We start from the raw sequence: 21,997 nt of genomic DNA on the forward strand, positions 1-21,997 counted from the left end.
TCACTCCGCCGGCAGGGCGCGCTGCGACAGGGCAAAGCCCATCTGCTTGCGCTTTTCCGGTCGCTTGCGCGTCAGCGCCAGCACCATGCCCATCGAGATGGCAATGGCGATCTGCGAGGAGCCGCCATAGGAGATGAAAGGCAGCGTCATGCCCTTGGCCGGCATCAGCTGCAGGTTGACGCACATGTTGATGACCGACTGCAGGCCGAACACGGTGACGAGACCGCCGACGGCGTAGCGGGTGAAATCATCATGTTCCTTCAGCGCCGTGCTGAGGCCGCGCAGCACGATGAAGGCGAAGATCGACATGATGAAGAAGCACATGATCAGCCCGAACTCTTCGCCGGCGACCGAAAAGACGAAGTCGGCATGCGCGTCGGGGATGACGCGCTTGACGGTGCCCTCGCCCGGGCCGACGCCGAACCAGTGGCCGTTGATCAGCGCCTCGCGGCCCATGTCGACCTGGAACGTGTCGCCTTCGCCGGTTAGGAATTTGTCGATGCGGGCGGCGACGTGCGGGAACACCGTATAGGCGGCAAACAGGCCGCCGGCGCCGGTGGCGCCAAGCGCGATGATCCATAGCCATGGCAGGCCGGCCATGAAGAACATGACGCCCCAGGTGCCGGTCACCAGCATGGTCTGGCCGAGATCGGGCTGCGCCACCAGAAGCGAGATGACCAGGATCAGCAGCAGCATGGCAAACAAATTGCCGGGGATGTCGGGCTGGCGCTTGTGTTCGGCGAACAGCCAGGCGCAAACGATGACGAAGGCGGGTTTCAGAAATTCCGACGGCTGGATCGACATGCCGACAAACGACACCCAGCGCCGCGCGCCCTTCACCTCGACGCCGATGTAGAGCACGGCCACCATCAGCACCAGCATGATGCCCAGGATGATCAGCGCCATGCGCCGGATCTGCCGCGATTCCAGGAAGGAGACCGCCAGCATCACGCCGAGCGCCGGCACGGTGAAGATGATCTGCCTGGTGGCAAAGTGGAAACTGTCGAGGCCGATGCGCTCGGCCACCGCCGGGCTTGCCGCAAAGGACAAGACAATGCCAAGCCCCATCAGCGACAGGAACGCCGCCAGGAACCAGCGATCGATCGTCCACCACCAGGTTGCAACCGGGCTTTTGTCGAGACGGCTTTGCATTATCGTGCCCCTCCGATGGGTTTGACACCCTCGATAGCATTCGCAGCTTGCCTGAAGGCTTCGCCGCGAACTTCGAAATTCTTGAACTGGTCGAAACTGGCGCAGGCCGGAGACAGCAGCACCACGACCTCGCCGTTGTCATCCTTGGCCGCGTCTTTCGCGGCATGGTCGACCGCGGCGGCCAGCGTGCCCGAGATTTCATAAGGCACGGCTTCACCAAGCGTCGCCGAGAACGCGGGCGCCGCCTCGCCGATCAGATAGGCCTTGGCAATGCGCGGGAAGAAACCGCGCAGCGGCTCGATCCCGCCTTCCTTGGGCAGTCCGCCGGCGATCCAGTAGATGCGCGGGAAGCTCGACAGCGCGGGTGCCGCCGCATCGGCATTGGTCGCCTTGGAATCGTTGACGAACAGCACATGATCCTTGCGGCCGACCTGCTCCATGCGATGCGCCAACCCGGGAAAGCTTTCCAGTCCCGCCTGGATCTCGCCGAGGCTCAAGCCGACCCTGAGGCAGGCGGCGACGGCGGCAAGCGCGTTCTGCGCATTGTGCTGGCCGCGCAACGAACCGATGCCTTCGAGGAAGGCGACGCGGCTGTAACGGCCATGCACGGCTTCCATCAGATCGGAGCCATCGGCGAAATAACCGTCGGTCAGCGGCAGCCGCTTGGAGATGCGGATCACCTGTCGGCCCGCCCTCTCCAGCCGGTCGGCGATCTGCGCGCACCAGCTATCGTCGACGCCGACAATGGCTGTCTCGCTGCCGGCGACCAGCCGCTCCTTGATCGAAGCGTAGTGCTGCATGGTGCCGTGGCGGTCGAGATGGTCGGGCGTCAGGTTGAGCAGGATGCCGGCCGTCGGGTTGATCGAGGGCGCGAGATCGATCTGGTAGGACGAACACTCGACGACATAGTCCCGGTCAGCCTGCGGTGGATCGAGCGTCATGATGGCCCGGCCGATATTGCCGCCCATCTGCGTGTCGCGCCCTGCCGATTTGAGGATATGCGCGGTCAGCGCCGTGGTCGTCGACTTGCCGTTGGTGCCGGTGATAGCGATGAACGGCGCATCAGGCGCGCGCGCAATCCGCTCGCGGCAGAACAATTCGATATCGCCGATCACTTCGACGCCGGAGCCACGCGCCAGCTCCACCGTCCAGTGCGGCTTGGGATGCGTCAGCGGCACGCCGGGCGAGAGCACGAAGGCCGAGAATTTCGACCAGTCGGCGCCGCGCAGATCGGCGGTCGCAATGCCTTGGTCAGCGGCCTTGGCGACGCTATCGGGATTGTCGTCCCACGCCAGCACGTCGGCGCCGCCCTCGATCAGCGCGCGCGCCGTGGCGATCCCCGAGCCACCGAGCCCGAAGAGCGAAACGCGTTTGCCCGAAAAGGATGCGGCGGGAATCAAGCGGGTTCCTATCTCAGCTTGAGGGTCGACAGGCCGACCAGCGCCAGGATGACGGCGATGATCCAGAAGCGGATCACCACCTGGCTTTCGGTCCAGCCGAGCTTTTCGAAATGATGATGGATCGGCGCCATCAGGAACACGCGCTTGCCGGTCATCTTGAAGTAGCCGACCTGAATGATGACCGACAGGATTTCCACGACAAACAATCCGCCGACGATGACCAGCACGATCTCGTGCTTGGTGGCGACCGCGACCGTACCGATCAGGCCACCCATGGCCAGCGAACCGGTGTCGCCCATGAAGATCGCCGCCGGCGGGGCGTTGAACCAGAGGAAGCCGAGGCCGGCGCCGATGACGGCGCCAAGCACGACAGCCAGCTCGCCGGTGCCGGGCACGAAATGGATCTGCAGATATTCGGCGAACACCGCATTGCCGGAGAGGTAGGCGATGACGCCAAAGGATGCCGCCGCAATCATGATCGGCACGATCGCCAGCCCGTCGAGGCCATCGGTCAAATTCACCGCATTGCCGGCGCCGACAATGACGAAGCAGGAGAACGGCACGAAGAACCAGCCGAGATTGATGATGAATTCCTTGGCGAAGGGGAAGGTCAGCGACGACGAGAACGGCGCCTGGCCATTATGCATGATCGCCCAGGCGGCGATGCCGGCGATGACGAATTCCAGCGCCAGCCGCGCCTTGCCGGAAAAGCCGAGATGCGACTGCTTGGTTACCTTGAGATAGTCGTCGTAAAAGCCGATCGAGCCGAAGCCCAGCGTCACCAAGAGCACCACCCAGACATAGATGCTGGACAGGTTCGCCCATAGAAGCGACGAGCCGACGATGCCGCACAGGATCATCAGCCCGCCCATGGTGGGCGTGCCGGCCTTCTTGAAATGCGTCTGCGGGCCATCGGCGCGGATCGGCTGGCCCTTGCCTTGCCGCAGCCTCAGCGAATTGATGATGGTCGGCCCGAAGATGAAGACGATCAGCGCCGAGGTGATCAGCGCACCGCCGGTGCGGAAAGTTATGTAGCGGAAGACATTGAAGACCGAGACCTTGTCCGCAAAATCGACGAGCAATGTAAACATACGATTCCGTTCCCCGGACTAGTTCTGTTTCGTGCCTGCGGCTTCCGCCGGATATTTGCCGAGCAAGGCCTCGACCAGCTTTGAAAAGCCGATGCCTTTCGACGATTTGATCATCACCACGTCGCCGGCCTTCAGCGTCGACAACAGCAGCGGCTTCAATTCCTCGGCGCCGGCGCGGTATTCCGTTTTGATCTCGTCGGGCAGGATGTCTGCCAGCGCCCGCATTTCCGGGCCGCCGAGAAAGACCGTGTGCGTGCCGGTCCCGACGATCAGTTCGGCCAGGCCTGCATGGAGCTTGGCCGAATGGTCGCCGAGCTCGAGCATGTCGCCGAGCACGGCGATGCGCCGGCCCTCGCCCGTGACAGGCGTCGCGTTGAGCAGCGCCATGGCAGCAGCCATCGAGGCCGGATTGGCGTTGTAGCTCTCGTCGATCAGTGTGATCGGTCCCTTGGGGTGGCGAAGCATATGGCGCTTCCCACGGCCACGCTCGGCCGACAGATCGGCCAGCGCCAAGGCCACCTTGCCGATGTCGGCTTCAACCAAATGCGCGGCGCCGAGCACCGCCAGGACGTTCTGTACCATGTGGCGGCCGGGCGCGCCGATGCGCGCCGTCACATCCTGCCCGCCGATCCTGGCGGTGATGTCGGAATGATCGGCATGCAGCTCGCATTTGGTCAGCTTGTAGGTCGACCGTGCATTCTCGCCGAAGCCAAAGACATGTTCGACGCCGGCGGCTCGCGCCATCTTGTCGAGCAGCTTCCATCGCGCATCGTCGCGGTTGAGCAAGGCCGCACCGCCGGGCTCGATGCCTTCAAAAATCTCGGCCTTGGCCTTGGCGATCTCGTCGAGATTTCTAAAGAAGCCGAGATGCGCCGCGGCGATCATCGTGACGATGGCCACATGTGGCCGGACCATCTTGACCAGCGGCCGGATCTCGCCGGGATGGTTCATGCCGATCTCGAACACCGCATAGTCGCAATCATCCGGCATGCGCGCCAGCGTCAGCGGAACGCCCCAATGATTGTTGAAGGACTGCGCCGAGGCATGCACAGTGCCGACGGCCGACAGCACATGACGCAGCGCCTCCTTGGTGGTGGTCTTGCCGGCCGATCCGGTCACCGCGATGATTTTTGCGTTGGAACGGGCGCGGGCGGCAACACCGAGTTTCTCCAGTGCTGCCAGCACATCCTGCACGACGATCATCGGCGCCGTCAGCCGCCCGAGCGACGGCAACTTGCCTTCGGCAACGACCAGCACGCCGGCGCCGGCCTTGATCGCCGCGGTCGCGAAGTCATGGCCGTCCATCGCCTCGCCCTTGATGGCGAAGAAGGCGTCGCCCGGCTGCAGGCTGCGGCTGTCGATCGAGATCCCCGAAATTCCCTCCGGCATCGGCCCGAGCGGCCGACCGCCCATGGCGTCGACCAGCGCCTCGGAAGTCCAGAGCACGCTCATGCGGCCCGCTCCCGCAGCGCCGACCGGACTTCTTCCTGGTCGGAGAACGGAAAAGTCTCGGCGCCGATGGTCTGGCCCTCTTCATGGCCCTTGCCGGCAACGATCAGCGTATCGCCCGCTTTCAGCATGGCGACCGCTTCGTGGATCGCCTTGCGGCGGTCGCCGATTTCAATGGCGCCGGGCGCGGCCGCCAGGATCGCGGCACGGATCGTTTCCGGCACTTCCGAGCGCGGATTGTCGTCGGTGACGATGACGACATCGGCGAGCCGCGTGGCGATCTCGCCCATGATCGGCCGCTTGCCCCGGTCGCGGTCGCCGCCGCAGCCGAACACGACGATGACGCGGCCGGTGGTGAACGGGCGCACCGCGGCCAGCACATTTTCCAGCGCATCCGGCTTGTGGGCATAGTCGACATAGACGGGCGCGCCATTGGCGGTGGCGCCGACAAGGTCGAGCCGTCCCGGTGCCCCCTGAAGTTTCTCCAACGCCATCAAAGCTTTGGCGACCGGCGTTCCGGTGGAAATGGCCAGCCCGGCCGAAACCAGGGCATTGGCGATCTGGAAGTCGCCGGCGAGCGGCAGGTCGATCTCGTAGAGCACGCCGTCAGCTTCGACCTCGGCGCGCTGGCGGTGGCGCTCGTGCTCGACCCGCTTCAGGCGCAGGAAATCGCCATGGCGGCCGACGGTCAGCACATTGAGCCCCGCGGCCTGCGCAGCCTGGATGGTCGGCGCCGACCACGGATCGTCGGCAAAGATGACCGCCGGCGCGCCTTTCGGCAGCAGCGTGTCGAACAGGCGCAATTTGGCGCGATGGTAGTCCTCGACCGTCGGATGATAGTCCATATGGTCGCGGCCGAGATTGGTGAAACCGCCAGCGGCGAGCTTGACGCCATCGAGACGGCGCTGGTCGAGACCATGGCTGGAAGCCTCCATCGAGGCGTGTGTGACGCCGGCCTCCGCCAATTCCTTGAGCAACTGGTGCAAAGCCACTGGATCGGGTGTGGTCAACGAACCGTAATCGTTGCGGCCCGGCGCCACCACGCCGGTGGTGCCGATGGACGCGGCGGCAAAGCCGGCCTGCTCCCAGATCTGCCTGGTGAAGGCGGCGACCGAGGTCTTGCCTGCGGTGCCGGTAACCGCGACCATGGTCTCCGGCTGGCTGCCGAAGAAACGTGCCGCGCTCAGCGCCAGCGCCAGGCGTGGGTCGTCGACGCTGAGCACCGGGACGGACAGGCCGGAAACGGCGCTGGCCTTGCCCACGACAACCGCCGCTGCGCCGCGCTTTGCCGCATCGGCGGCATAGGCCGAACCATCCGCCTTGCTGCCGGCGAGCGCGAAAAAGACCACGCCGGTCTTGACCGTGCGGGAATCCGACGAAATCCCGGTTACCTCCACATCGCGGGAAGATGTTCCCTCGACAGGCAGGATACCGGCTAAATCTCTCAGGTGCATCGAACCCCGTTTATCTCAACAAAATGGCGCGCAGTTGCCGGCGCGCCCTAAGAATCACTGATAGGAAACCAGCGTTGCGCCATTTTCATGGCTGAAATCTGGCTTCACGCCAAGCATGGCGGCTGCCCGCCTGATGATGTTTCCGGCCATGACACCCGCATTGTTGGCGGCGACGTCGGTCATCCCGGGCTTTTCCGGGTGCGGAGCGTCAGCGATCGTAAACACCAGATATTGCGGATCGTCCATCGGGAAGGCAGCGACGAAGGTGTTGAAATTCAGTTCCTTCGAGTAGCGGCCATTGATCACCTTCTCGGCGGTTCCGGTCTTGCCGCCAACGCGGTAGCCGGGGGCCCTGGCGTTTCTGGCCGAGCCCTTCTCGGCATTGAGCGTATAGAGGTAGCGCATGCCCTCCACAGTCCTTTCGCTGACCACTCTCTTGGCCACCGCCATGGCATCCTGCTCGCTGCGGACCAGGAAAGTCGGCGGGATCAGGTAGCCCTGCATCAGCGCCGCGCAGCCGACGGCCGCCTGCAGCGGCGTCGTCGACACGCCATGGCCGAAGGCGATGGTGAAGGAGTTGACCTGCTTCCAGACCTTCGGTTCGGTCGGGCGGGCGACTTCAGGCAGTTCGGTCTGCATCCTGTCCAGAAGGCCAAGGCGATGCAGGAATTCGCGGTGCCCCTCGATGCCGACCATTTCGGCCTCACGGGCCGATCCGATATTGGAGGAGTAAAGGAACACCTCCGGCAATGACAGCACGCGGTTCTTGCCGTGGAAATCGTGGATGGCCTGATGGCCGACCCGGATTGGGTGCGAGGCGTCGAAACGGCTGTTCATGTTCGCTTTGCCGGAATCGAGCGCCATGGCCGAGGTGAAGCTCTTGAAGGTCGATCCCATCTCGTAGAGGCCGGCCGACATGCGGTTCAGCCGATCCTTGTCCTGCGCATTGAAGGGATTGTTCGGATCGAAATCCGGCACCGAGGCCATCGCCACCACTTCGCCGGTCTTGATGTTGAGCACGACGGCGCCGGCGCCCATGGCGCGATAGCGCTCGAGGCCGGCGGCAATCTCGTCGCGCACCACATGCTGGACGCGCAGGTCGATCGACAGCTGAACCGGCTTCAGATCCTTGGCGATCGCAAGGCCTGAGGCCTGCAGGTCGCTCAGGCCCTGCTCGTCAATGTATTTCTCCATGCCGGAGATGCCCTGATTGTCGATGTTGGTGAGGCCGACAATGTAGGACGAGGTCACGCCGGCCGGATAGAAGCGGCGCTTTTCGGTGCGAAAGCCAATTCCGGGAATGCCGAGCTGCATGATGTCGGCCTGCTGCTTGGGCGTCAGCTGCCGCTGCAGCCAGACGAAGCCGGCGCCGCTCTTCAGCTTGTGATAGGTCTGCTCGGGGTCGATATCTGGCAGAATGGTCGACAGCTTTTCGATCGCCTCGTCGGCATCGACGATGCGGCGCGGCTCGGCAAACAGCGATGCCGTCTTGATGTCGGTCGCCAGCACCTCGCCGTTGCGGTCGACGATGTCGGGACGCGACGCCGTCACCCGGCTTTGCGGCCCATTCGACATGTCGGGGGACTGAAAACCGAGATAGACCAGCCGCCCGGCGATGGTCGAATAGATGCCGAAGAACACCGCCATGGTCATCACGATGCGGGTCTTGGCCTTGCCGCCGGTCGCCTTGCGCGCGCCTTCGACGACGATGGAGCCGTCCTCGCCGGTCCGTGCGCGGCGCTTCAGCAATTTGCCGACCGACGGAAATTTGGCGCGCATTGGAAATCCAGCGATCATTGGACGATGGCTCCGGTGACCACGGGATCCTTGTCGGCTGGTCCTTTGCCGGAATTGTCGGCCATGCCGCCAAGCCGCTGCGACGACAGGTCCTCGATGTTGAGCGGTTTTGCCGGCAGGTCGTCGAGCCCGACGATCTGCCGCGCATTGACCGGCTCGAGTGCGAGCTGCGATTTGTAGATTTCAGCCAGCTTCTGCAGGCGCGACGGCTGGGTCAGCAGGCTCCAGTCGGCCTTGAGCAGGTCGATCGTGTCCTCCTCATAGCGGATCTGCGCCTCGATCTTCTGCACCGAAGCCAGCTGTTCCTCGGCCTCGCGCTTGGCCTTGTAGGTCAGGGCCGCGGCCGAGACCATGACGGCGATCAGGACTATGTCGCTGGTTCGAAACACGTATTCACCTCTCTCGCGGCGCCTGGATGCCGGGAAGCTTTGGAAGGCCGAAAATGGTGAGATCACCGGCGCGCGCCGGCGCCTCGGTGCGGATGGCGGTACGCAGCCTGGCCGAGCGCGCCCGCGGATTGGCAGCGACCTCGGCATCGCCTGCCGTCACGCCGCCACCAGCCTTGCGGAAGGTCGCAGTGCGCGCGTGCGCCTCGGGCAAATGACGTGAGCCGGTGGCGACGTCGGCGCGGTCGGCGATGAAGCGCTTGACGATGCGGTCTTCCAGCGAATGGAACGTCACCACCGCAAGCCGCCCGCCGGGCTTCAATACCCGCTCGGACGCCATTAGGGCTTTGGCCAATTCGCCCAGCTCGTCATTGACGAAAATGCGCAGCGCCTGGAAGACGCGGGTGGCCGGATGAATCTTGTCCTTCGGCGCGCGGCCGATATGCGTTTCGATGGCGTCGGCGAGATCGAGCGTGCGCTCGAACGGACGTTTTTCGCGGCGTGACTCGATCATGCGGGCAATGCGCCCGGCATTCCGCTCTTCGCCAAGGAAGCCGAAGATGCGGGCAAGGTCGCCTATCTTGAACGAATTGACGACGTCGGCAGCACTCAAGCCCGCCTGCGCCATGCGCATGTCGAGCGGCCCGTCGGTGCGGAACGAGAAGCCGCGCTCGGGCTGGTCGACCTGCATGGAGGAAATGCCGATGTCGAGGACAACGCCGTCGGCGCTTTCGACCTGCTCGTCCAGCGTCGAAAATGGCGCCTGCACCAGCCTTAGCCTGCCGCCGGATTGCTGTTCCAGGCCGCGCCCGGCGGCAATCGCATCGGGATCGCGATCGATCGCCACCACCGAGGCGCCGCTCGCCAGGATCGCCTTGGTGTAGCCGCCGGCGCCAAACGTGCCGTCGACGATCACATCGCCGGCTTTGGGTGAGAGCGCCTCCAGCACTTCGGCGAGGAGGACCGGAATGTGGCGGACCGGTCCGCCAACGGCGCTGAGATCATCGCCGTGATCCGCCATCATTCCGGCCGCTCCCCAGCCTTGGCCTCGTGAGCCTTCGTCCCCTGCCGAAGCTGCAAAAGCCGAGCGCGCGCCTGCGCCCCATAGGCGGCCAGCCGTCCAGGCTCCCAAACTTGAAAGAAATTGCCTCGGCCGACAAAGGCCACTTCGCTCGTGATGCCCGTATGCTCGCGGATGAAATCGCTCATCGTGATGCGGCCATCCTGATCGAGCTTCAGGAACGTCCCGTCGCCATGGCAGAAGAACGACATATCGTCCGCCGTCTGCAAAAAAGGGTCTTCCAGCGCGATGCGCTGCTCGTAGCGGTCGAGCAGATCGAGCCCGCCGACATCCATCGCAGGCACGTCCAGGCCGCGCAGCGCATAGAGTTCCGAATAGCCGCGCTTCTGCACGACAGCGCGGAAATGCGCCGGAACGGAGACCCGCCCCTTCGCATCGATCCTGTTCACCGCGCTTGACAGAAACCGGTCCATGACACGCTGCAGCCGCTTCCGCCGCCGCACCCCTCTCCATGTTTTCGTCCGCGCCGAAGCGCGTCCCCTGCCGAAAATCCGCTTCGATCCCAGCGGCAAAAACCCGCAAACGCACAGCCGCCGCGGCTGCCCGATTGGCGTACGCTTTACCCTGACGCGGAACGAAGGCTTTGGTATCGAAATGGGATATCATGGGGCACTATGGGCGTCAACGGGAACAGGCTTCACAAACGCGCGCGCCACAACCGGTGAGAGCAGCTCTGACAACACTCCCGTCTTTATCTCCCATTAAGCCTAACGAACCGTTTAGAGCGGGCTGGCCCAAGCGGAAGCGGCTTGCCGCGCATCACTGCCGCGAATAGCGTCGTCAGTCTTTTCGCTGAGCAACAAGGTCAGAAATCCATGTCCGAAACAGCCAGGTCCCGCGCGGCCTCCCTTGCCCATCTGCGTCGCGACGGACTTGCCAAAGGCGACCCCATCCCATTGCCGCTGACCATGGCCGCTATTTTCCACAACCCGGGCGACGGCGCCGGCTACAGTCAGTACGGCCGTTACAGCAACGTCACCTGGGATGCAGTCGAGCACATGCTGGCGCATCTCGAAGACGCGCCATGCGTCGGCTTCCCCTCAGGAATGGCGGCAATCTCGGCGGTGTTTTTCGGCCTGTTGAAATCCGGCGACCGCGTGCTTTTGCCTTCGGACGGCTACCATGCCACGCGCGCGCTGGCCGAACGTTTCCTCAAGCCCTTCGGCGTCGCCTATGATCTGCGGCCGACAGCTACATTCCTCGACGGCGGCTTCGACGGCTACCGCCTTGTCTACGTTGAAACCCCGTCAAATCCGCGATTGGACATTTGCGACATCACAGCGGTCGCCGAGGCCGCGCACCAAGCGGGCGCGATCGTCGTCGTCGACAACACCACGATGACGCCGTTCGGCCAGCGCCCGCTCGATCTCGGCGCCGACATCGTCGTTGCTGCCGACACCAAGGCGGCCAACGGGCATTCCGACGTGCTGTTCGGCCATGTCGCCAGCCGCAATCCAGACATCATCGCGGACGTCACCGGCTGGCGCGAGACCGCGGGCGGCATTCCCGGCCCGTTCGAGGCTTGGCTGGTGCATCGCGGCCTGGAGACGCTGGAGGTACGCTTCGACCGCATGTGTTCTTCTGCCGAGGTGATCGCGAAGCGCCTGAAAAACCATCGCGCCGTTAGCGGCTTGCGCTACCCCGGGCTGGAGGGCGACCCGTCGCACAACCTCGCCCGGGCGCAGATGGAGCGCTTCGGCTTCCTCGTGTCCTTCGAACTCGCTTCCCAGGAGAAGGCCGAGGATTTCATCAACAACTGCACGCTGATGCAGGCGGCAACGTCGTTCGGGGGTGTCCACACCTCCGCCGAGCGGCGGGCCAAGCGAGGAGATTCGGTTCCGCCCGGCTTCGTGCGCCTGTCGGTGGGCTGCGAGCCGGTGGAAGAACTCTGGCAGGCGATCGAGGCATCGCTGGACAAGATCGGCATCTGAGCTGGCGGTTAGGTCACCAAGTCGTCGGCGCCAATATCGCGCCTGCCGTGCAAAACGCGGACGATCTCGATCGCGTCTTCGCCCATGCGATACAGAGTGACATATTCGCCGACGATCAGATGACGAATGCCGGGCGCGATATCATCGCGCGGCGCACCTGAGAACGGGTGCAAGGTGAGCAGTGTCCAGCGCCTCTCCAAAGCGTCCACAAGGCGCATGGCTCCCTTTGGCTATGTTCCGCAATGTAGTCACCGATGCCTTCGACATCTGATATCGCCTGAGGAAGCAGCCGATATTTCACTCTTCCGAGCCTGCAGCTTCCGACATCCTGTGATATTTGGCTCGCAGCCGGTCCATGAAGGGCTGGCCGTCCACCGCCGGTCCGCTGTCGATCCCCTCCTGAACCAGCCTGCGCAATTCCTCGACCGTGTAGCCGAGAAGATCGCGGCGGTCTTTCCATTGCCGCAGCGCATCACGGATGACTTCGCTGGCCGAGGCATATTCGCCGGCGGCCACGACATCGTCGACCGCCGCCGCCAGTTCCGGCGAAAGCGTGATGCTGCGTTTGTCGACGTGACCCATGATGCGCTCCTGATCAAACCATGACAATCATGGTACGATTAAATCGTACCAGCTTCAAGGATGCGTTTGTCTCGACCCCAGCATGCGTACTTGATTCAATCGCTCAAGCACCTGAATCGCCAGCTGCGCCCGAAGGCGCAGACTGCTGATCCAAAGGATTAATCGCGATATGGGGGAGAAATTGCCAGCTGGCCTGTAAGCCGGGTTTTGTATGGCCCTCGCCCCTTTCGGGGCGAGAACGTGGCGGCCATTCATCTTGGGCGCATGTTGCCATGCGCCTCACGCAACCTACCCGGACGGTGAGCCGGAAACAGCCCTCGAAGGTTTCCCCTCGCACCGTCCCTATTCGGTTTTGCTCCCGGTGGGGTTTACCGTGCCGCTCCTGTTGCCAGTCGCGCGGTGGGCTCTTACCCCACCCTTTCACCCTTGCCCCGATAAATCGTGGCGGTTTGCTTTCTGTGGCACTTTCCCTGGGGTCGCCCCCGCCGGCCATTAACCGGCACCGTGTTTCCATGGAGCCCGGACTTTCCTCACCCGCAGCCTTTCGGCTTTGCGGGTGCGGCCGCCCGGCCAGCTGGCAGAGCGTATAAAGGGGTTCACGTTCCAAAACGCAAATGAAAAAGCAGACTTATGCCGGCGATCCCAATGCCGCCAACTGCACCTTGACCTTGCCGCAATAGGCCGCCGACACCGGGTTCATCCTCGTCGCGGCATGGCCGGCATTGTATTTCAGGATCGTGCCGCAGGTGGTGCCGCCGCCGAGATTGCGCGCCATGGCAAGGTACTTCATGCCGTATTTGATGTTGGTGTCGGGATCGAACAGACCCTTGGCGGAGCCGCTATAACCCATCATCCGCGCCGTTGCCGGCTTGATCTGCATCAGGCCGATTTCACCCGCGCCGCCGACGATGTTCGGCCGGTAGTTGCTCTCGATCTTGATGACCGCCTGGGCCAGCGACACCGGCACGCCTTCGGCCGCAGCATAGCGGGCAATGATTGCCGAATACTGGCCGCCAAGCGCGGCTGCCGCAGTCGACTCCGCAGCGGTGCTTGGGCGGATCGATGCGGTCGTCGTCAGGTCGACGCTCTTCCTGTTGCGCTTAAAATGCCTCTTGGCCGTGGCTTTTCTGGCCTTCACCACGGCTGCTTTGCGCACTTTCGCGGTGGTTGCCCTTTTTGCTTTCGGGTTTGCCTTCGTCATGGTGGCCTTGGCGGGTGCGGCGATGAAGCCCTGGTCTGCCCTCTGGCTCAGTGGTGCGGCATCGGCCGTGCTGAAGGCAAAAGTCATTACTCCGGCAGCAATAGCTGCCGTTACAACGGTCAATTTCTGCATGTGGTCCTGTTCTGTTTGGCCGCGCGAAGATCTTCACGCAGCAACGCCTAATCAATATCGGAGCATCCGGGGGGCTGGAGGTCCGATAACTTGCACGAACTGCCTTTGAGGGCGGAATTTGTGTCGAACAAGGCGAGGCAATTCACTTTCAGTGACAGGCTGTAACTTGAATATCAGGAAAAGATTATTTAGACGCAACTGACCTAAGGGAAGTCAGCAGGCTTTGCAGCGTGCTAGACGTAGAGCCGTCGGCGACGCCATCCACCAGGCGTGGTCGGAAATGCCGCTGAAAAGCTTCGACGACGATTTCGGTCTGGCGGTCGAAGACACCTGATATCTCGACGCCATAGCCATAGAGCGCCAGCATAGACTGCAGTGCCTCGATCTGGGCGCCGGTATCGCCGGCTTTCAGCACCGCGCCGCGCCGGACCGGCGCCGCAGGCACGAGATGGCCGACCCCGGCCGCAAACAGCGCATTCCAGGGGAATTTCTCGCCCGGGTCGATCTTGCGCCCCGGCGCGATGTCGGAATGGGCAAGCACCCTTTGCGCCGTAATGGAATGGCGTTCGATGATACCAAGGCAAAGCCCGATCACCGCTTCCACCTGCCGCTTGGGAAAGGCCGAATAGCCGAGCGAATGGCCGGGATTGACGATTTCGATGCCGACCGAACAGGAGTTGATGTCGCGACGACCGAACCAGGAACTTGCACCGGCATGCCAGGCGCGGTCGCTTTCGCGCACCATCTGGATGATGCGGCCATCCTCATGGACGAGGTAGTGCGACGAGACTTCGCTTGCGGGGTTGCACAACCAGGCTTCCGCGGCAGCACCAGTCGCCATGCCGGTATAGTGCAGCACGATCATGTCGGGCCTGAGCGTTTCGCGCCGCGGGCCGAAATTCGGCGATACCCTGACCTCCGCGCTTGGCTCGTCGGGCGAGAAGCCGGTCATGCGTGCCTGAGGCCCCGCTCGATCATTTCATAGGCCGCGTTGATCGCCGCGACCCTGGTCGTTGCAATCTTGATGAATTCCTGCGGCAGGCCGCGCGCGATCAGCCGGTCCGGATGATTGTCGGAGACCAGCTTGCGGTATCGCTTCCTGACCTCCTCGAACGGCTTGCCGCGCTCAATGCCGAGCACGATATAGGGATCGCCGGCGCCGAGATTGACGTGCCTGGCCATGATGGCCTCGTAGTGCACCTCGTCGATGCGGAAAATCTCGGCAATACGGTGCAGGAAAATCCCTTCGCGCTCATGCACCAGCCCATCCGCCTTGGCGATATGGAACAGACCGTCGAGTATGTCTTCCAGCATGACGCAGTTCGAATGGCCCGAGCCGCACATCTGCGCCATACTCTCGGCATAGGTCTCGAACCCGGCGACGTCGCGCTTGGCCAGATCGTAAAGCCGCGCCACATTGCGGGTCTGTTCTCGCGGCACCTCGAATATTTCCTGGAACGCGCGAACCTCGTCCTGGGTGACGATGCCATCGGCCTTGGCCATCTTGGCTGACAGCGCAATCATCGCCACAGAGAAGGCAACACGCCGGCGCAGATCAGCGTCACCGGAGAAAACCGTGCGCACGGCCTCAACCACATCGGCTACGCCGGACGTGGCTGAAGATGAAACGCGGGTGATGAAGTCGCCGAGGCGATCCCAAATCGACATGAGCGCTTATTAGGGCCGCCGGCCATTGCTATCAAGCCAAAACAGCGCCGCAGAGTGGACCGAATTTACGCAAGCAACCGACGCGCCAGATCCCAAACCGTAGGAAAGAGCCGGTTCAAGGCCCTTGAGCCCCGAATCGACCTAAACGCAGGAAGGCCGGCGCGAAGCCGGCCTCCTCTCTCGTACGTCAAAGTGACCGAGACTGCTGCTACTGCGCGGGGGCAGGAGCAGGTGTTGCCGGAGCCGGTTCTGCAGGCTTCGGTGCATCCGGCGTCGCCGGCTTCATGGGCTCGGCGGCTGGCGGATTGGTGCTCTGGGTGGTGGTGTTATCCGTACCGCTGTCGCTGCAGGCGGCAACGCCGAACAGGGCCAGGGCGGAAACGGAAGCAAGAATGAGCTTTTTCATGACATCTCTCCTTCAACACACGCTCACGTTGCGGTGAACGGTCGAAGGCAAAATGCATCAAACGGCCATGAGTTTCGTAACGTTGCGTTTCCTGATGTAACATCCGCGCACTACCGATTGCGGGCCGGGCGATGCCGAACTAACAGTCTGGACCCAAATGCAATGCCGGAGTTCTGCGTGGACAAGAAATGGGATTTTTGGATCGACCGCGGCGGCACCTTTACCGACGTGATCGGACGTGATCCGCAAGGCGGTTTGCATCCCAGGAAATTCCTGTCGGAAAATCCCGAAGCCTATCCCGACGCGGCCATAGCCGGCATCCGCGAGCTTCTGGGGCTGAAATCCGGCACCGCTATTCCTCCGGGCCTGGTCGGTGACGTCAAGATGGGTACCACCGTTGCCACGAATGCGCTGCTGGAGCGCAAGGGCGACCGTGTGCTTTTGCTCATCACCAAGGGTTTTCGCGACGCGCTGAAGATCGCCTATCAGGCGCGGCCGGACATCTTCGCCAAGGAGATCATCCTTCCCGAACAGCTCTACGAGCGAGTCATCGAGATCGACGAGCGTGTGCGCGCCAATGGCGAGGTCGAGCGCTTGCTCGACATCGCCGCCTGCCGGCCCGCCATCGAACAGGCGAAGGCCGACGGCATCGATGCGGTGGCCATCGTCTTCATGCATGCCTGGAAATATCCCGACCACGAGAAGGCGGTGGCGAAAGTCTGCCGCAAGATCGGGTTCAGCCAAGTCTCGGTCAGCCATGAAGTCTCGCCGCTGATCAAACTGGTCGGCCGCGGCGACACCACCGTGGTCGATGCCTATCTGTCGCCGATCCTGTCGCGCTATGTGCAAAGGGTGGCGGGAGAACTGGGCGCGACGCCAATCTCCCCACTTGTGGGGGGTGAGGAGCGGTCGGCCAAAGGCCGAGAAAAAGCCAACGATTTGGCTTTTTCAGCGACGAACGCCCGGAGCCATAGCGAAGGGCAGTCCGCAAAGCCGACAGGGGGGGGCGCTGTCCCGCCAGCGCCTCATTCCGTCACGCCCCCCTCTGCCCTGCCGGGCATCTCCTCCACGAGGGGGGAGATTGGCCAATCTCCTCGCCTGATGTTCATGATGTCGTCGGGCGGGCTTACCGCCGCCGACATGTTTCAGGGCAAGGACGCGCTGCTGTCCGGCCCGGCCGGCGGTGTCGTCGGCATGGTCGAGACGGCGAAACTCGCCGGATTCGAGAAAGTCATCGGTTTCGACATGGGCGGCACCTCGACCGACGTCGCCCATTATGACGGCGAGTATGAGCGCGCCTTCGACACCGAGGTCGCCGGCGTGCGCATCCGTGCGCCGATGATGCGCATCCATACCGTCGCTGCCGGCGGCGGCTCGATCCTGCACTACGAAGCCGGCCGTTTCCGCGCCGGCCCGGATTCCGCCGGCGCCAATCCTGGCCCCGCCGCCTACCGGCGCGGCGGCCCGCTGGCCGTCACCGACGCCAATGTCATGCTGGGCAAGCTGCAGCCCGATTTCTTCCCGGCAATTTTCGGCCCAGGCCAGGACCAGCCGCTCGATGTGGCCGCCGTGCGCAAAAAATTCGCTGCGCTGGCCGTCGAAATCGGCGATGGCCGCACGCCGGAAGCCGTCGCCGAAGGCTTCGTCACCATCGCGGTGGAAAACATGGCCAATGCCATCAAGAAGATCTCCGTGCAGCGCGGCTATGACGTCACTGAATATCTCTTGAACTGTTTTGGCGGCGCCGGCGGCCAGCATGCCTGCCTGGTTGCCGACGCGCTCGGCATGGAGGCGGTACTGATCCACCCCTTTTCCGGTCTGCTCTCAGCCTATGGTATCGGCCTGTCGTCGGTTTTCGCGTCGCGCCAGCAGGCGCTCCTGAAGCCGCTTGCCGAAGAATCCAGGACCGAGATCGCCAGCCTCATCGGCACGTTGAAAAAAGCCGTCATCGCCGAATTGGCAGCGCAAGGCATTGCGCAGGACAAGATTGCGGCAAAGCCGGTGCTGCACATCCGCTATGACGGCACCGACACCACGCTGCCGGTGAATTTCGAACAGGACTCTATCTTCCAGGCCAGGCGCGATTTCGAATTGGCCCACAAGGCGCAGTTCGGTTTCGTCTATGACGACAAGCCGATGATCGTCGAGACCGTTGGCGTGGAAGGCGCCGAGATCGTCGAGACCACGGCCGAAGCCGTTGCGCCCGCCGGACCGGCAAGGGTTGAAGCGGGTGCGTCCGGAACGCGGCGCATCTACACCGAGGGCCGCTGGCATGAGGCCGGCATCCATCGCCGCGAAAACCTGCGCCCATCCAATCTGGTCCCAGGCCCCGCTTTGATCATCGAGCCGAACCAGACCATCGTCGTCGAGCCGGGCTGGCAGGCCGAAATCACCAACCTCAATCACGTCGTCATTCGCCGCACGGAACGGAAAGTTCGCACGGCTGCCCTCGGTACCGAAGCCGATCCGGTGATGCTGGAGGTCTTCAACAACCTCTTCATGTCGATCGCCGAGCAGATGGGCGTCACGCTGCAGAACACCGCCTATTCCGTCAACATCAAGGAAAGGCTGGACTTTTCCTGCGCCGTCTTCGACCGTCATGGAGCGCTGGTCGCCAACGCGCCGCACATGCCGGTGCATCTCGGCTCCATGGACCGCTCGGTCGAAACCATCATCCGGCTGAACTCCGGCGACATCCATCCCGGCGACGTCTTTGCGCTGAACGCCCCTTACAATGGCGGCACGCATTTGCCTGATATCACGGTGGTGACGCCGGTGTTTTCCCTCCCCCTTGAGGGGAGGGTGGCCGCGCAGCGGCCGGGTTGGGTCCTCTCAGAAGGCACCGCAAGAGCGTCGAGCACTGCCGCAACGACCCCCTCCGGCGGCTCCGCCGCCACCTCCCCCTCAAGGGGGGAGGAAGTAATCTTCTACGTAGCCTCACGCGGCCATCATGCCGATATCGGCGGCACTGCCCCCGGCTCGATGACGCCGCTTGCCACCACGGTCGACGAGGAAGGCGTGCTGTTCGACAATTTCCGCGTTGTCGATCGTGGAAAATTCCGCGAGACGGAGTTGCAAACGCTGCTCACCGACCACGCCTACCCCGCCCGCAACCCGCACCAGAACATCGCCGACCTCAAGGCGCAGATCGCCGCGAACGAAAAGGGCGTGGCGGAATTGCGCAAGATGGTCGGCCATTTCGGCCTCGATGTCGTCGAAGCCTATATGGGCCATGTCCAGGACAACGCCGCCGAAAGCGTGCGCCGCGTGCTGGAGCGGCTGCCCGATAGTTCCGAGTACGAATACCCGACCGACACCGGCCAGGTGATCAAGGTGAAGATTACCGTCGATCGGCAAAAGCGCGAGGCGACCGTGGACTTCACCGGCACCTCGAAGGTCGAGAAGAACAATTTCAACGCGCCCGAGCCCGTCGCCCGCGCCGCCGTGCTCTATGCCTTCCGCGTCATGGTCGAGGACATGATCCCGATGAATGCCGGGTGCCTCAGGCCCATCAACATCATCATCCCCGACGGCTCGATGCTGAAGCCGGCCTACCCCGCAGCAGTCGTCGCCGGCAATGTCGAGACCTCGCAGCATGTCACCAACGCGCTGTTCGGAGCCATGGGCGCCATGGCCAATGCGCAAGGCACGATGAACAACCTGACCTTCGGCAACAAGCAGTACCAGTATTACGAGACGATCTGCTCCGGTTCGCCGGCCGGACAGATGAACTCCGGCCGTGGCTTTGCCGGCACATCGGGGGTTCACACCCACATGACCAATTCGCGACTCACTGACCCTGAGGTGCTGGAACTGCGCTTTCCCGTTTTGCTCGAGGATTTTCACATTCGCGAGGGCTCCGGCGGCAAAGGCAAATGGGATGCCGGCGACGGCACCAGGCGGACGATCCGTTTCCTCGAAAAGATGGAATGCGCCATACTGTCCTCGCACCGCAACCGCCCGCCGCAAGGCCTCGATGGCGGCGGTGACGGCCAGGTCGGCTCGACCAAGGTCCGCCGCCAGGACGGCAGCGTCGAGACGCTGAAGGCCTGCGACCAGACCGTGCTCGACGCCGGCGACGCCGTCATCCTGACAACGCCGACACCGGGGGGATTTGGCAAGGCCTGAACTCGCGTCAACAGCCTGTCACCCGCCTGTCATGCCCCTGCGCTACCCGCTTGCGCCAAAGCAAACGGGGAATCATTAGCCATGACGGACGTTTCGGCAGATCTCGTTTTTCGCCGCGGCAAGGAAGTTGGAAAAGCCGTCTACCGGAACCGCCCGCTGTCGAAGGCCGGCATCTCGGAGCGGCTGTTCGCCCTCTTGTTCTCCGGTCTCGTCTATCCGCAGATCTGGGAAGACCCTGAACTCGACATGGAGGCCATGCAGCTTGGCCAGGGCCACCGCGTCGTCACCATAGCCTCGGGCGGCTGCAACATCCTCGCCTACCTCACCCGCTCGCCTGAACGCGTCGATGCGGTCGACCTCAACGCCGCCCACATCGCCTTGAACCGGATGAAGCTGGAGGCGGTGCGGCATCTGCCCTCGCAGGGCGATCTGTTCCGTTTCTTCGGCGCCGCCGACACCAACCACAATTCGCAAGCCTATGACCGCTTCATCGCGCCGCATCTCGACCCGGTCAGCCGCCACTATTGGGAGCGTCGCAGCTGGCGCGGCCGCCGGCGCATCACCGTCTTCGACCGCAATTTCTACCAGACCGGCCTGCTCGGCCTGTTCATCGCCATGGGCCACCGCATCGCCAAATTCTTCGGCGTCGATCCCGCCGGTATCATGGCGTCGAAGAGCCTCGCCGACCAGCGCCGCTTCTTCAACGAAGAGCTGGCGCCGGTCTTCGACAAGAAGCTGTTGCGCTGGGCTACCTCGCGCAAGGCTTCGCTGTTCGGCCTCGGCATTCCGCCGGCGCAGTATTCGCTGATCACCTCGGGCGATGGTTCGATGGCCAGCGTGCTGAAGGCCCGGCTGGAAAAGCTCGCTTGCGATTTTCCGCTGAAGAACAACTACTTCGCTTGGCAAGCCTTCGCCCGTCGCTATCCCAATCCGGGTGAGGCCGCCCTGCCCGCCTATCTAGAAGAGGCCAACTACAAGGCGATCCGCAACAATGTCGATCGCGTCGGCATCCACCACTCCAATCTGATCGAATTTCTGGCCGGCAAGGACGCAGGCACCGTCGACCGTTTCGTCCTGCTCGACGCGCAGGACTGGATGACGAACGACCAGCTCAATGCCCTTTGGTCGGAGATCACCCGCACCGCCTCGGTCGGCGCCCGAGTCATCTTCCGTACCGCCGCCGAGCCCAGCCTGCTGCCGGGCCGCGTCTCGATCTCGCTGCTCGACCAGTGGACCTACGAGGACGAGGCCTCGCGCGACTGTTCGGCCCGCGACCGCTCGGCCATCTATGGCGGCTTCCACCTCTATGTGAAGCGCGCGGCATGAGCGCGAGCGAGCTGCCGGCCGACCATGCCGAACTGATGGACGGCGTCTATCGCTGGCAGCGCCACATCTACGACCTGACTCGCAAATATTACCTGCTCGGCCGCGACCAGATGATATCCGGGCTGGATGTGCCGGCGAATGGCAGAGTGCTCGAACTTGGCTGCGGCACCGGCCGCAACATCGCGCTTGCCGCCCGCCGCTATCCCGACGCCCGCCTCTACGGCCTCGACATCTCGGCCGAGATGCTGGAGACGGCGAGCAAGGCGATCGGCCGCGACGGCCTGTCCGGCCGCGCCGTGCTGGCGCGCGGCGACGCCACCGATTTCGACGCCAAGACGCTGTTCGGCGTCGAGCGCTTCGACCGCATCTTCGTGTCCTATTCGCTGTCGATGATCCCCGGTTGGGAAAAGACGGTTTCGGCAGCCCTTGCGGCACTCGCGCCCGGCGGCTCGCTGCATGTCGTCGATTTCGGCCAGCAGGAAGGCTTGCCCAACTGGTTCCGGCCATTGCTGCGCGGCTGGCTCAAGAAATTCCATGTCACGCCACGTGAATCATTGCGCGAAGTCTTGGAATCGGAATCTCGGCGAACCGGCGCAAGCTTCTGTTTCCGCGCGCTTTATCGCGGCTATGCCTGGCTGGCGGTCGTCAAGATCGCGCACTCTTACCTCCCCCTCGATGGGGGAGGTCGCGCCGCAGGCGCGGGTGGGGGTGAAGTGCCCGGCCCCCCGCCCCGGGGGGGGGGGGGCCCCCCGCCCCCGCGCGGGGGGGGGTGGGGGGGGGGGGGGTTAACAACCGGGCGGGCCCCCCGCCGCG

18 protein-coding genes, 1 other RNA gene and 1 pseudogene are annotated in these 21,997 nt (G+C 63.6%); 4 read left to right on the forward strand and 16 right to left on the reverse strand.

What is annotated here, in order from left to right:
- Genes ftsW through mraZ form a run of 9 tightly spaced genes read right to left on the reverse strand, consistent with a single transcriptional unit; the run spans position 1 to position 10,223 of the window.
- A complete protein-coding gene (gene ftsW / locus NKJ77_RS30595; protein WP_023668275.1) occupies positions 1-1,152 on the reverse strand; it encodes a putative lipid II flippase FtsW in 1,152 nt (383 codons plus the stop codon).
- Positions 1,152-2,552, reverse strand: coding sequence for a UDP-N-acetylmuramoyl-L-alanine--D-glutamate ligase (gene murD / locus NKJ77_RS30600; RefSeq protein ID WP_023725358.1), 1,401 nt, complete (start codon positions 2,550-2,552; stop codon positions 1,152-1,154). The genes ftsW and murD overlap by 1 nt, the downstream gene beginning before the upstream one ends.
- 8 nt (positions 2,553-2,560) lie before the next feature.
- Positions 2,561-3,643, reverse strand: coding sequence for a phospho-N-acetylmuramoyl-pentapeptide-transferase (gene mraY, locus NKJ77_RS30605; protein ID WP_023668273.1), 1,083 nt, complete (start codon positions 3,641-3,643; stop codon positions 2,561-2,563).
- An 18-nt stretch (positions 3,644-3,661) separates the two neighbouring features.
- Positions 3,662-5,095: a UDP-N-acetylmuramoylalanyl-D-glutamyl-2,6-diaminopimelate--D-alanyl-D-alanine ligase gene (locus tag NKJ77_RS30610; protein WP_352536266.1), complete on the reverse strand. Its 1,434-nt coding sequence runs from the start codon at positions 5,093-5,095 to the stop codon at positions 3,662-3,664.
- The gene (locus NKJ77_RS30615) at positions 5,092-6,546 is read right to left on the reverse strand and encodes a UDP-N-acetylmuramoyl-L-alanyl-D-glutamate--2,6-diaminopimelate ligase (RefSeq protein WP_023830771.1); all 1,455 of its coding nucleotides are present in this window, start codon (positions 6,544-6,546) and stop codon (positions 5,092-5,094) included. Before NKJ77_RS30615 ends, NKJ77_RS30610 begins: the two co-directional genes overlap by 4 nt.
- Before the next feature lie 54 nt (positions 6,547-6,600).
- A complete protein-coding gene (locus NKJ77_RS30620) occupies positions 6,601-8,325 on the reverse strand; it encodes a peptidoglycan D,D-transpeptidase FtsI family protein (RefSeq protein ID WP_031194866.1) in 1,725 nt (574 codons plus the stop codon).
- Between the two features lie 14 nt (positions 8,326-8,339).
- A complete protein-coding gene (gene ftsL, locus NKJ77_RS30625; protein ID WP_023682142.1) occupies positions 8,340-8,732 on the reverse strand; it encodes a cell division protein FtsL in 393 nt (130 codons plus the stop codon).
- 4 nt (positions 8,733-8,736) lie between these two features.
- On the reverse strand, positions 8,737-9,753 hold the full coding sequence (gene rsmH / locus NKJ77_RS30630; RefSeq protein ID WP_023714771.1) for a 16S rRNA (cytosine(1402)-N(4))-methyltransferase RsmH: 1,017 nt from the start codon (positions 9,751-9,753) through the stop codon (positions 8,737-8,739).
- Positions 9,750-10,223, reverse strand: a complete 474-nt coding sequence (gene mraZ / locus NKJ77_RS30635; RefSeq protein WP_023682144.1) for a division/cell wall cluster transcriptional repressor MraZ — start codon at positions 10,221-10,223, stop codon at positions 9,750-9,752. The genes rsmH and mraZ overlap by 4 nt, the downstream gene beginning before the upstream one ends.
- A gap of 402 nt (positions 10,224-10,625) precedes the next feature.
- Between mraZ and NKJ77_RS30640 the strand changes: the two genes are divergently transcribed.
- Positions 10,626-11,741 carry a cystathionine gamma-lyase gene (locus NKJ77_RS30640; protein WP_352536267.1) on the forward strand — a complete coding sequence of 372 codons (1,116 nt, stop codon included), beginning with the start codon at positions 10,626-10,628 and terminating at the stop codon, positions 11,739-11,741.
- A gap of 8 nt (positions 11,742-11,749) precedes the next feature.
- Here the strand turns inward: NKJ77_RS30640 and NKJ77_RS30645 are convergent, their stop codons facing one another.
- From NKJ77_RS30645 to NKJ77_RS30675, 7 genes are all read right to left on the reverse strand, one after another.
- The gene (locus NKJ77_RS30645) at positions 11,750-11,959 is read right to left on the reverse strand and encodes a type II toxin-antitoxin system RelE/ParE family toxin (protein ID WP_023804325.1); all 210 of its coding nucleotides are present in this window, start codon (positions 11,957-11,959) and stop codon (positions 11,750-11,752) included.
- Between the two features lie 79 nt (positions 11,960-12,038).
- Entirely contained in the window at positions 12,039-12,323 is a 285-nt protein-coding gene (locus NKJ77_RS30650; protein WP_023668264.1) for a type II toxin-antitoxin system ParD family antitoxin, read from the reverse strand.
- Between the two features lie 180 nt (positions 12,324-12,503).
- An RNA gene (gene rnpB / locus NKJ77_RS30655) (RNase P RNA component class A) lies at positions 12,504-12,901 on the reverse strand.
- Between the two features lie 50 nt (positions 12,902-12,951).
- Positions 12,952-13,656 (reverse strand): lytic transglycosylase domain-containing protein, encoded by a 705-nt coding sequence (locus tag NKJ77_RS30660; RefSeq protein ID WP_023682146.1) that lies wholly within the window; start codon positions 13,654-13,656, stop codon positions 12,952-12,954.
- A 184-nt stretch (positions 13,657-13,840) separates the two neighbouring features.
- Entirely contained in the window at positions 13,841-14,608 is a 768-nt protein-coding gene (locus NKJ77_RS30665) for an N-acetylmuramoyl-L-alanine amidase (RefSeq protein WP_023682147.1), read from the reverse strand.
- Positions 14,605-15,324 carry a J domain-containing protein gene (locus NKJ77_RS30670; protein ID WP_023668261.1) on the reverse strand — a complete coding sequence of 240 codons (720 nt, stop codon included), beginning with the start codon at positions 15,322-15,324 and terminating at the stop codon, positions 14,605-14,607. The genes NKJ77_RS30665 and NKJ77_RS30670 overlap by 4 nt, the downstream gene beginning before the upstream one ends.
- A gap of 208 nt (positions 15,325-15,532) precedes the next feature.
- On the reverse strand, positions 15,533-15,730 hold the full coding sequence (locus NKJ77_RS30675) for a hypothetical protein (protein ID WP_023668260.1): 198 nt from the start codon (positions 15,728-15,730) through the stop codon (positions 15,533-15,535).
- 177 nt (positions 15,731-15,907) lie between these two features.
- On the opposite strand from NKJ77_RS30675, the gene NKJ77_RS30680 reads away from it, so the two are divergent.
- The 3 genes and pseudogenes from NKJ77_RS30680 to NKJ77_RS30690 all read left to right on the forward strand — a co-directional run.
- The gene (locus NKJ77_RS30680; protein ID WP_352536268.1) at positions 15,908-19,858 is read left to right on the forward strand and encodes a hydantoinase B/oxoprolinase family protein; all 3,951 of its coding nucleotides are present in this window, start codon (positions 15,908-15,910) and stop codon (positions 19,856-19,858) included.
- A gap of 81 nt (positions 19,859-19,939) precedes the next feature.
- Complete coding sequence (locus NKJ77_RS30685) at positions 19,940-21,184, forward strand: BtaA family protein (protein WP_352536269.1); 1,245 nt, start codon at positions 19,940-19,942, stop codon at positions 21,182-21,184.
- Positions 21,181-21,837 (forward strand): annotated as a pseudogene (locus NKJ77_RS30690) (class I SAM-dependent methyltransferase); the annotation flags it as partial. The gene NKJ77_RS30685 and the pseudogene NKJ77_RS30690, both read left to right, overlap by 4 nt.
- Positions 21,838-21,997 lie beyond the last annotated feature (160 nt).

Source organism: Mesorhizobium sp. M0052 (assembly GCF_040323255.1).
Taxonomy (GTDB): domain Bacteria; phylum Pseudomonadota; class Alphaproteobacteria; order Rhizobiales; family Rhizobiaceae; genus Mesorhizobium.

What these genes read in the sequence shown, in the direction of transcription:
- ftsW (WP_023668275.1), bottom strand. Translation starts at nt 1,152, where the DNA reads ATGCAAAGCCGTCTCGACAAAAGCCCGGTTGCAACCTGGTGGTGGACG.
- mraY (WP_023668273.1), bottom strand. Translation starts at nt 3,643, where the DNA reads ATGTTTACATTGCTCGTCGATTTTGCGGACAAGGTCTCGGTCTTCAAT.
- NKJ77_RS30610 (WP_352536266.1), bottom strand. Translation starts at nt 5,095, where the DNA reads ATGAGCGTGCTCTGGACTTCCGAGGCGCTGGTCGACGCCATGGGCGGT.
- NKJ77_RS30615 (WP_023830771.1), bottom strand. Translation starts at nt 6,546, where the DNA reads ATGCACCTGAGAGATTTAGCCGGTATCCTGCCTGTCGAGGGAACATCT.
- NKJ77_RS30620 (WP_031194866.1), bottom strand. Translation starts at nt 8,325, where the DNA reads ATGCGCGCCAAATTTCCGTCGGTCGGCAAATTGCTGAAGCGCCGCGCA.
- rsmH (WP_023714771.1), bottom strand. Translation starts at nt 9,753, where the DNA reads ATGATGGCGGATCACGGCGATGATCTCAGCGCCGTTGGCGGACCGGTC.
- mraZ (WP_023682144.1), bottom strand. Translation starts at nt 10,223, where the DNA reads ATGGACCGGTTTCTGTCAAGCGCGGTGAACAGGATCGATGCGAAGGGG.
- NKJ77_RS30640 (WP_352536267.1), top strand. Translation starts at nt 10,626, where the DNA reads ATGTCCGAAACAGCCAGGTCCCGCGCGGCCTCCCTTGCCCATCTGCGT.
- NKJ77_RS30645 (WP_023804325.1), bottom strand. Translation starts at nt 11,959, where the DNA reads ATGCGCCTTGTGGACGCTTTGGAGAGGCGCTGGACACTGCTCACCTTG.
- NKJ77_RS30650 (WP_023668264.1), bottom strand. Translation starts at nt 12,323, where the DNA reads ATGGGTCACGTCGACAAACGCAGCATCACGCTTTCGCCGGAACTGGCG.
- NKJ77_RS30660 (WP_023682146.1), bottom strand. Translation starts at nt 13,656, where the DNA reads ATGCAGAAATTGACCGTTGTAACGGCAGCTATTGCTGCCGGAGTAATG.
- NKJ77_RS30665 (WP_023682147.1), bottom strand. Translation starts at nt 14,608, where the DNA reads ATGACCGGCTTCTCGCCCGACGAGCCAAGCGCGGAGGTCAGGGTATCG.
- NKJ77_RS30670 (WP_023668261.1), bottom strand. Translation starts at nt 15,324, where the DNA reads ATGTCGATTTGGGATCGCCTCGGCGACTTCATCACCCGCGTTTCATCT.
- NKJ77_RS30675 (WP_023668260.1), bottom strand. Translation starts at nt 15,730, where the DNA reads ATGAAAAAGCTCATTCTTGCTTCCGTTTCCGCCCTGGCCCTGTTCGGC.
- NKJ77_RS30685 (WP_352536269.1), top strand. Translation starts at nt 19,940, where the DNA reads ATGACGGACGTTTCGGCAGATCTCGTTTTTCGCCGCGGCAAGGAAGTT.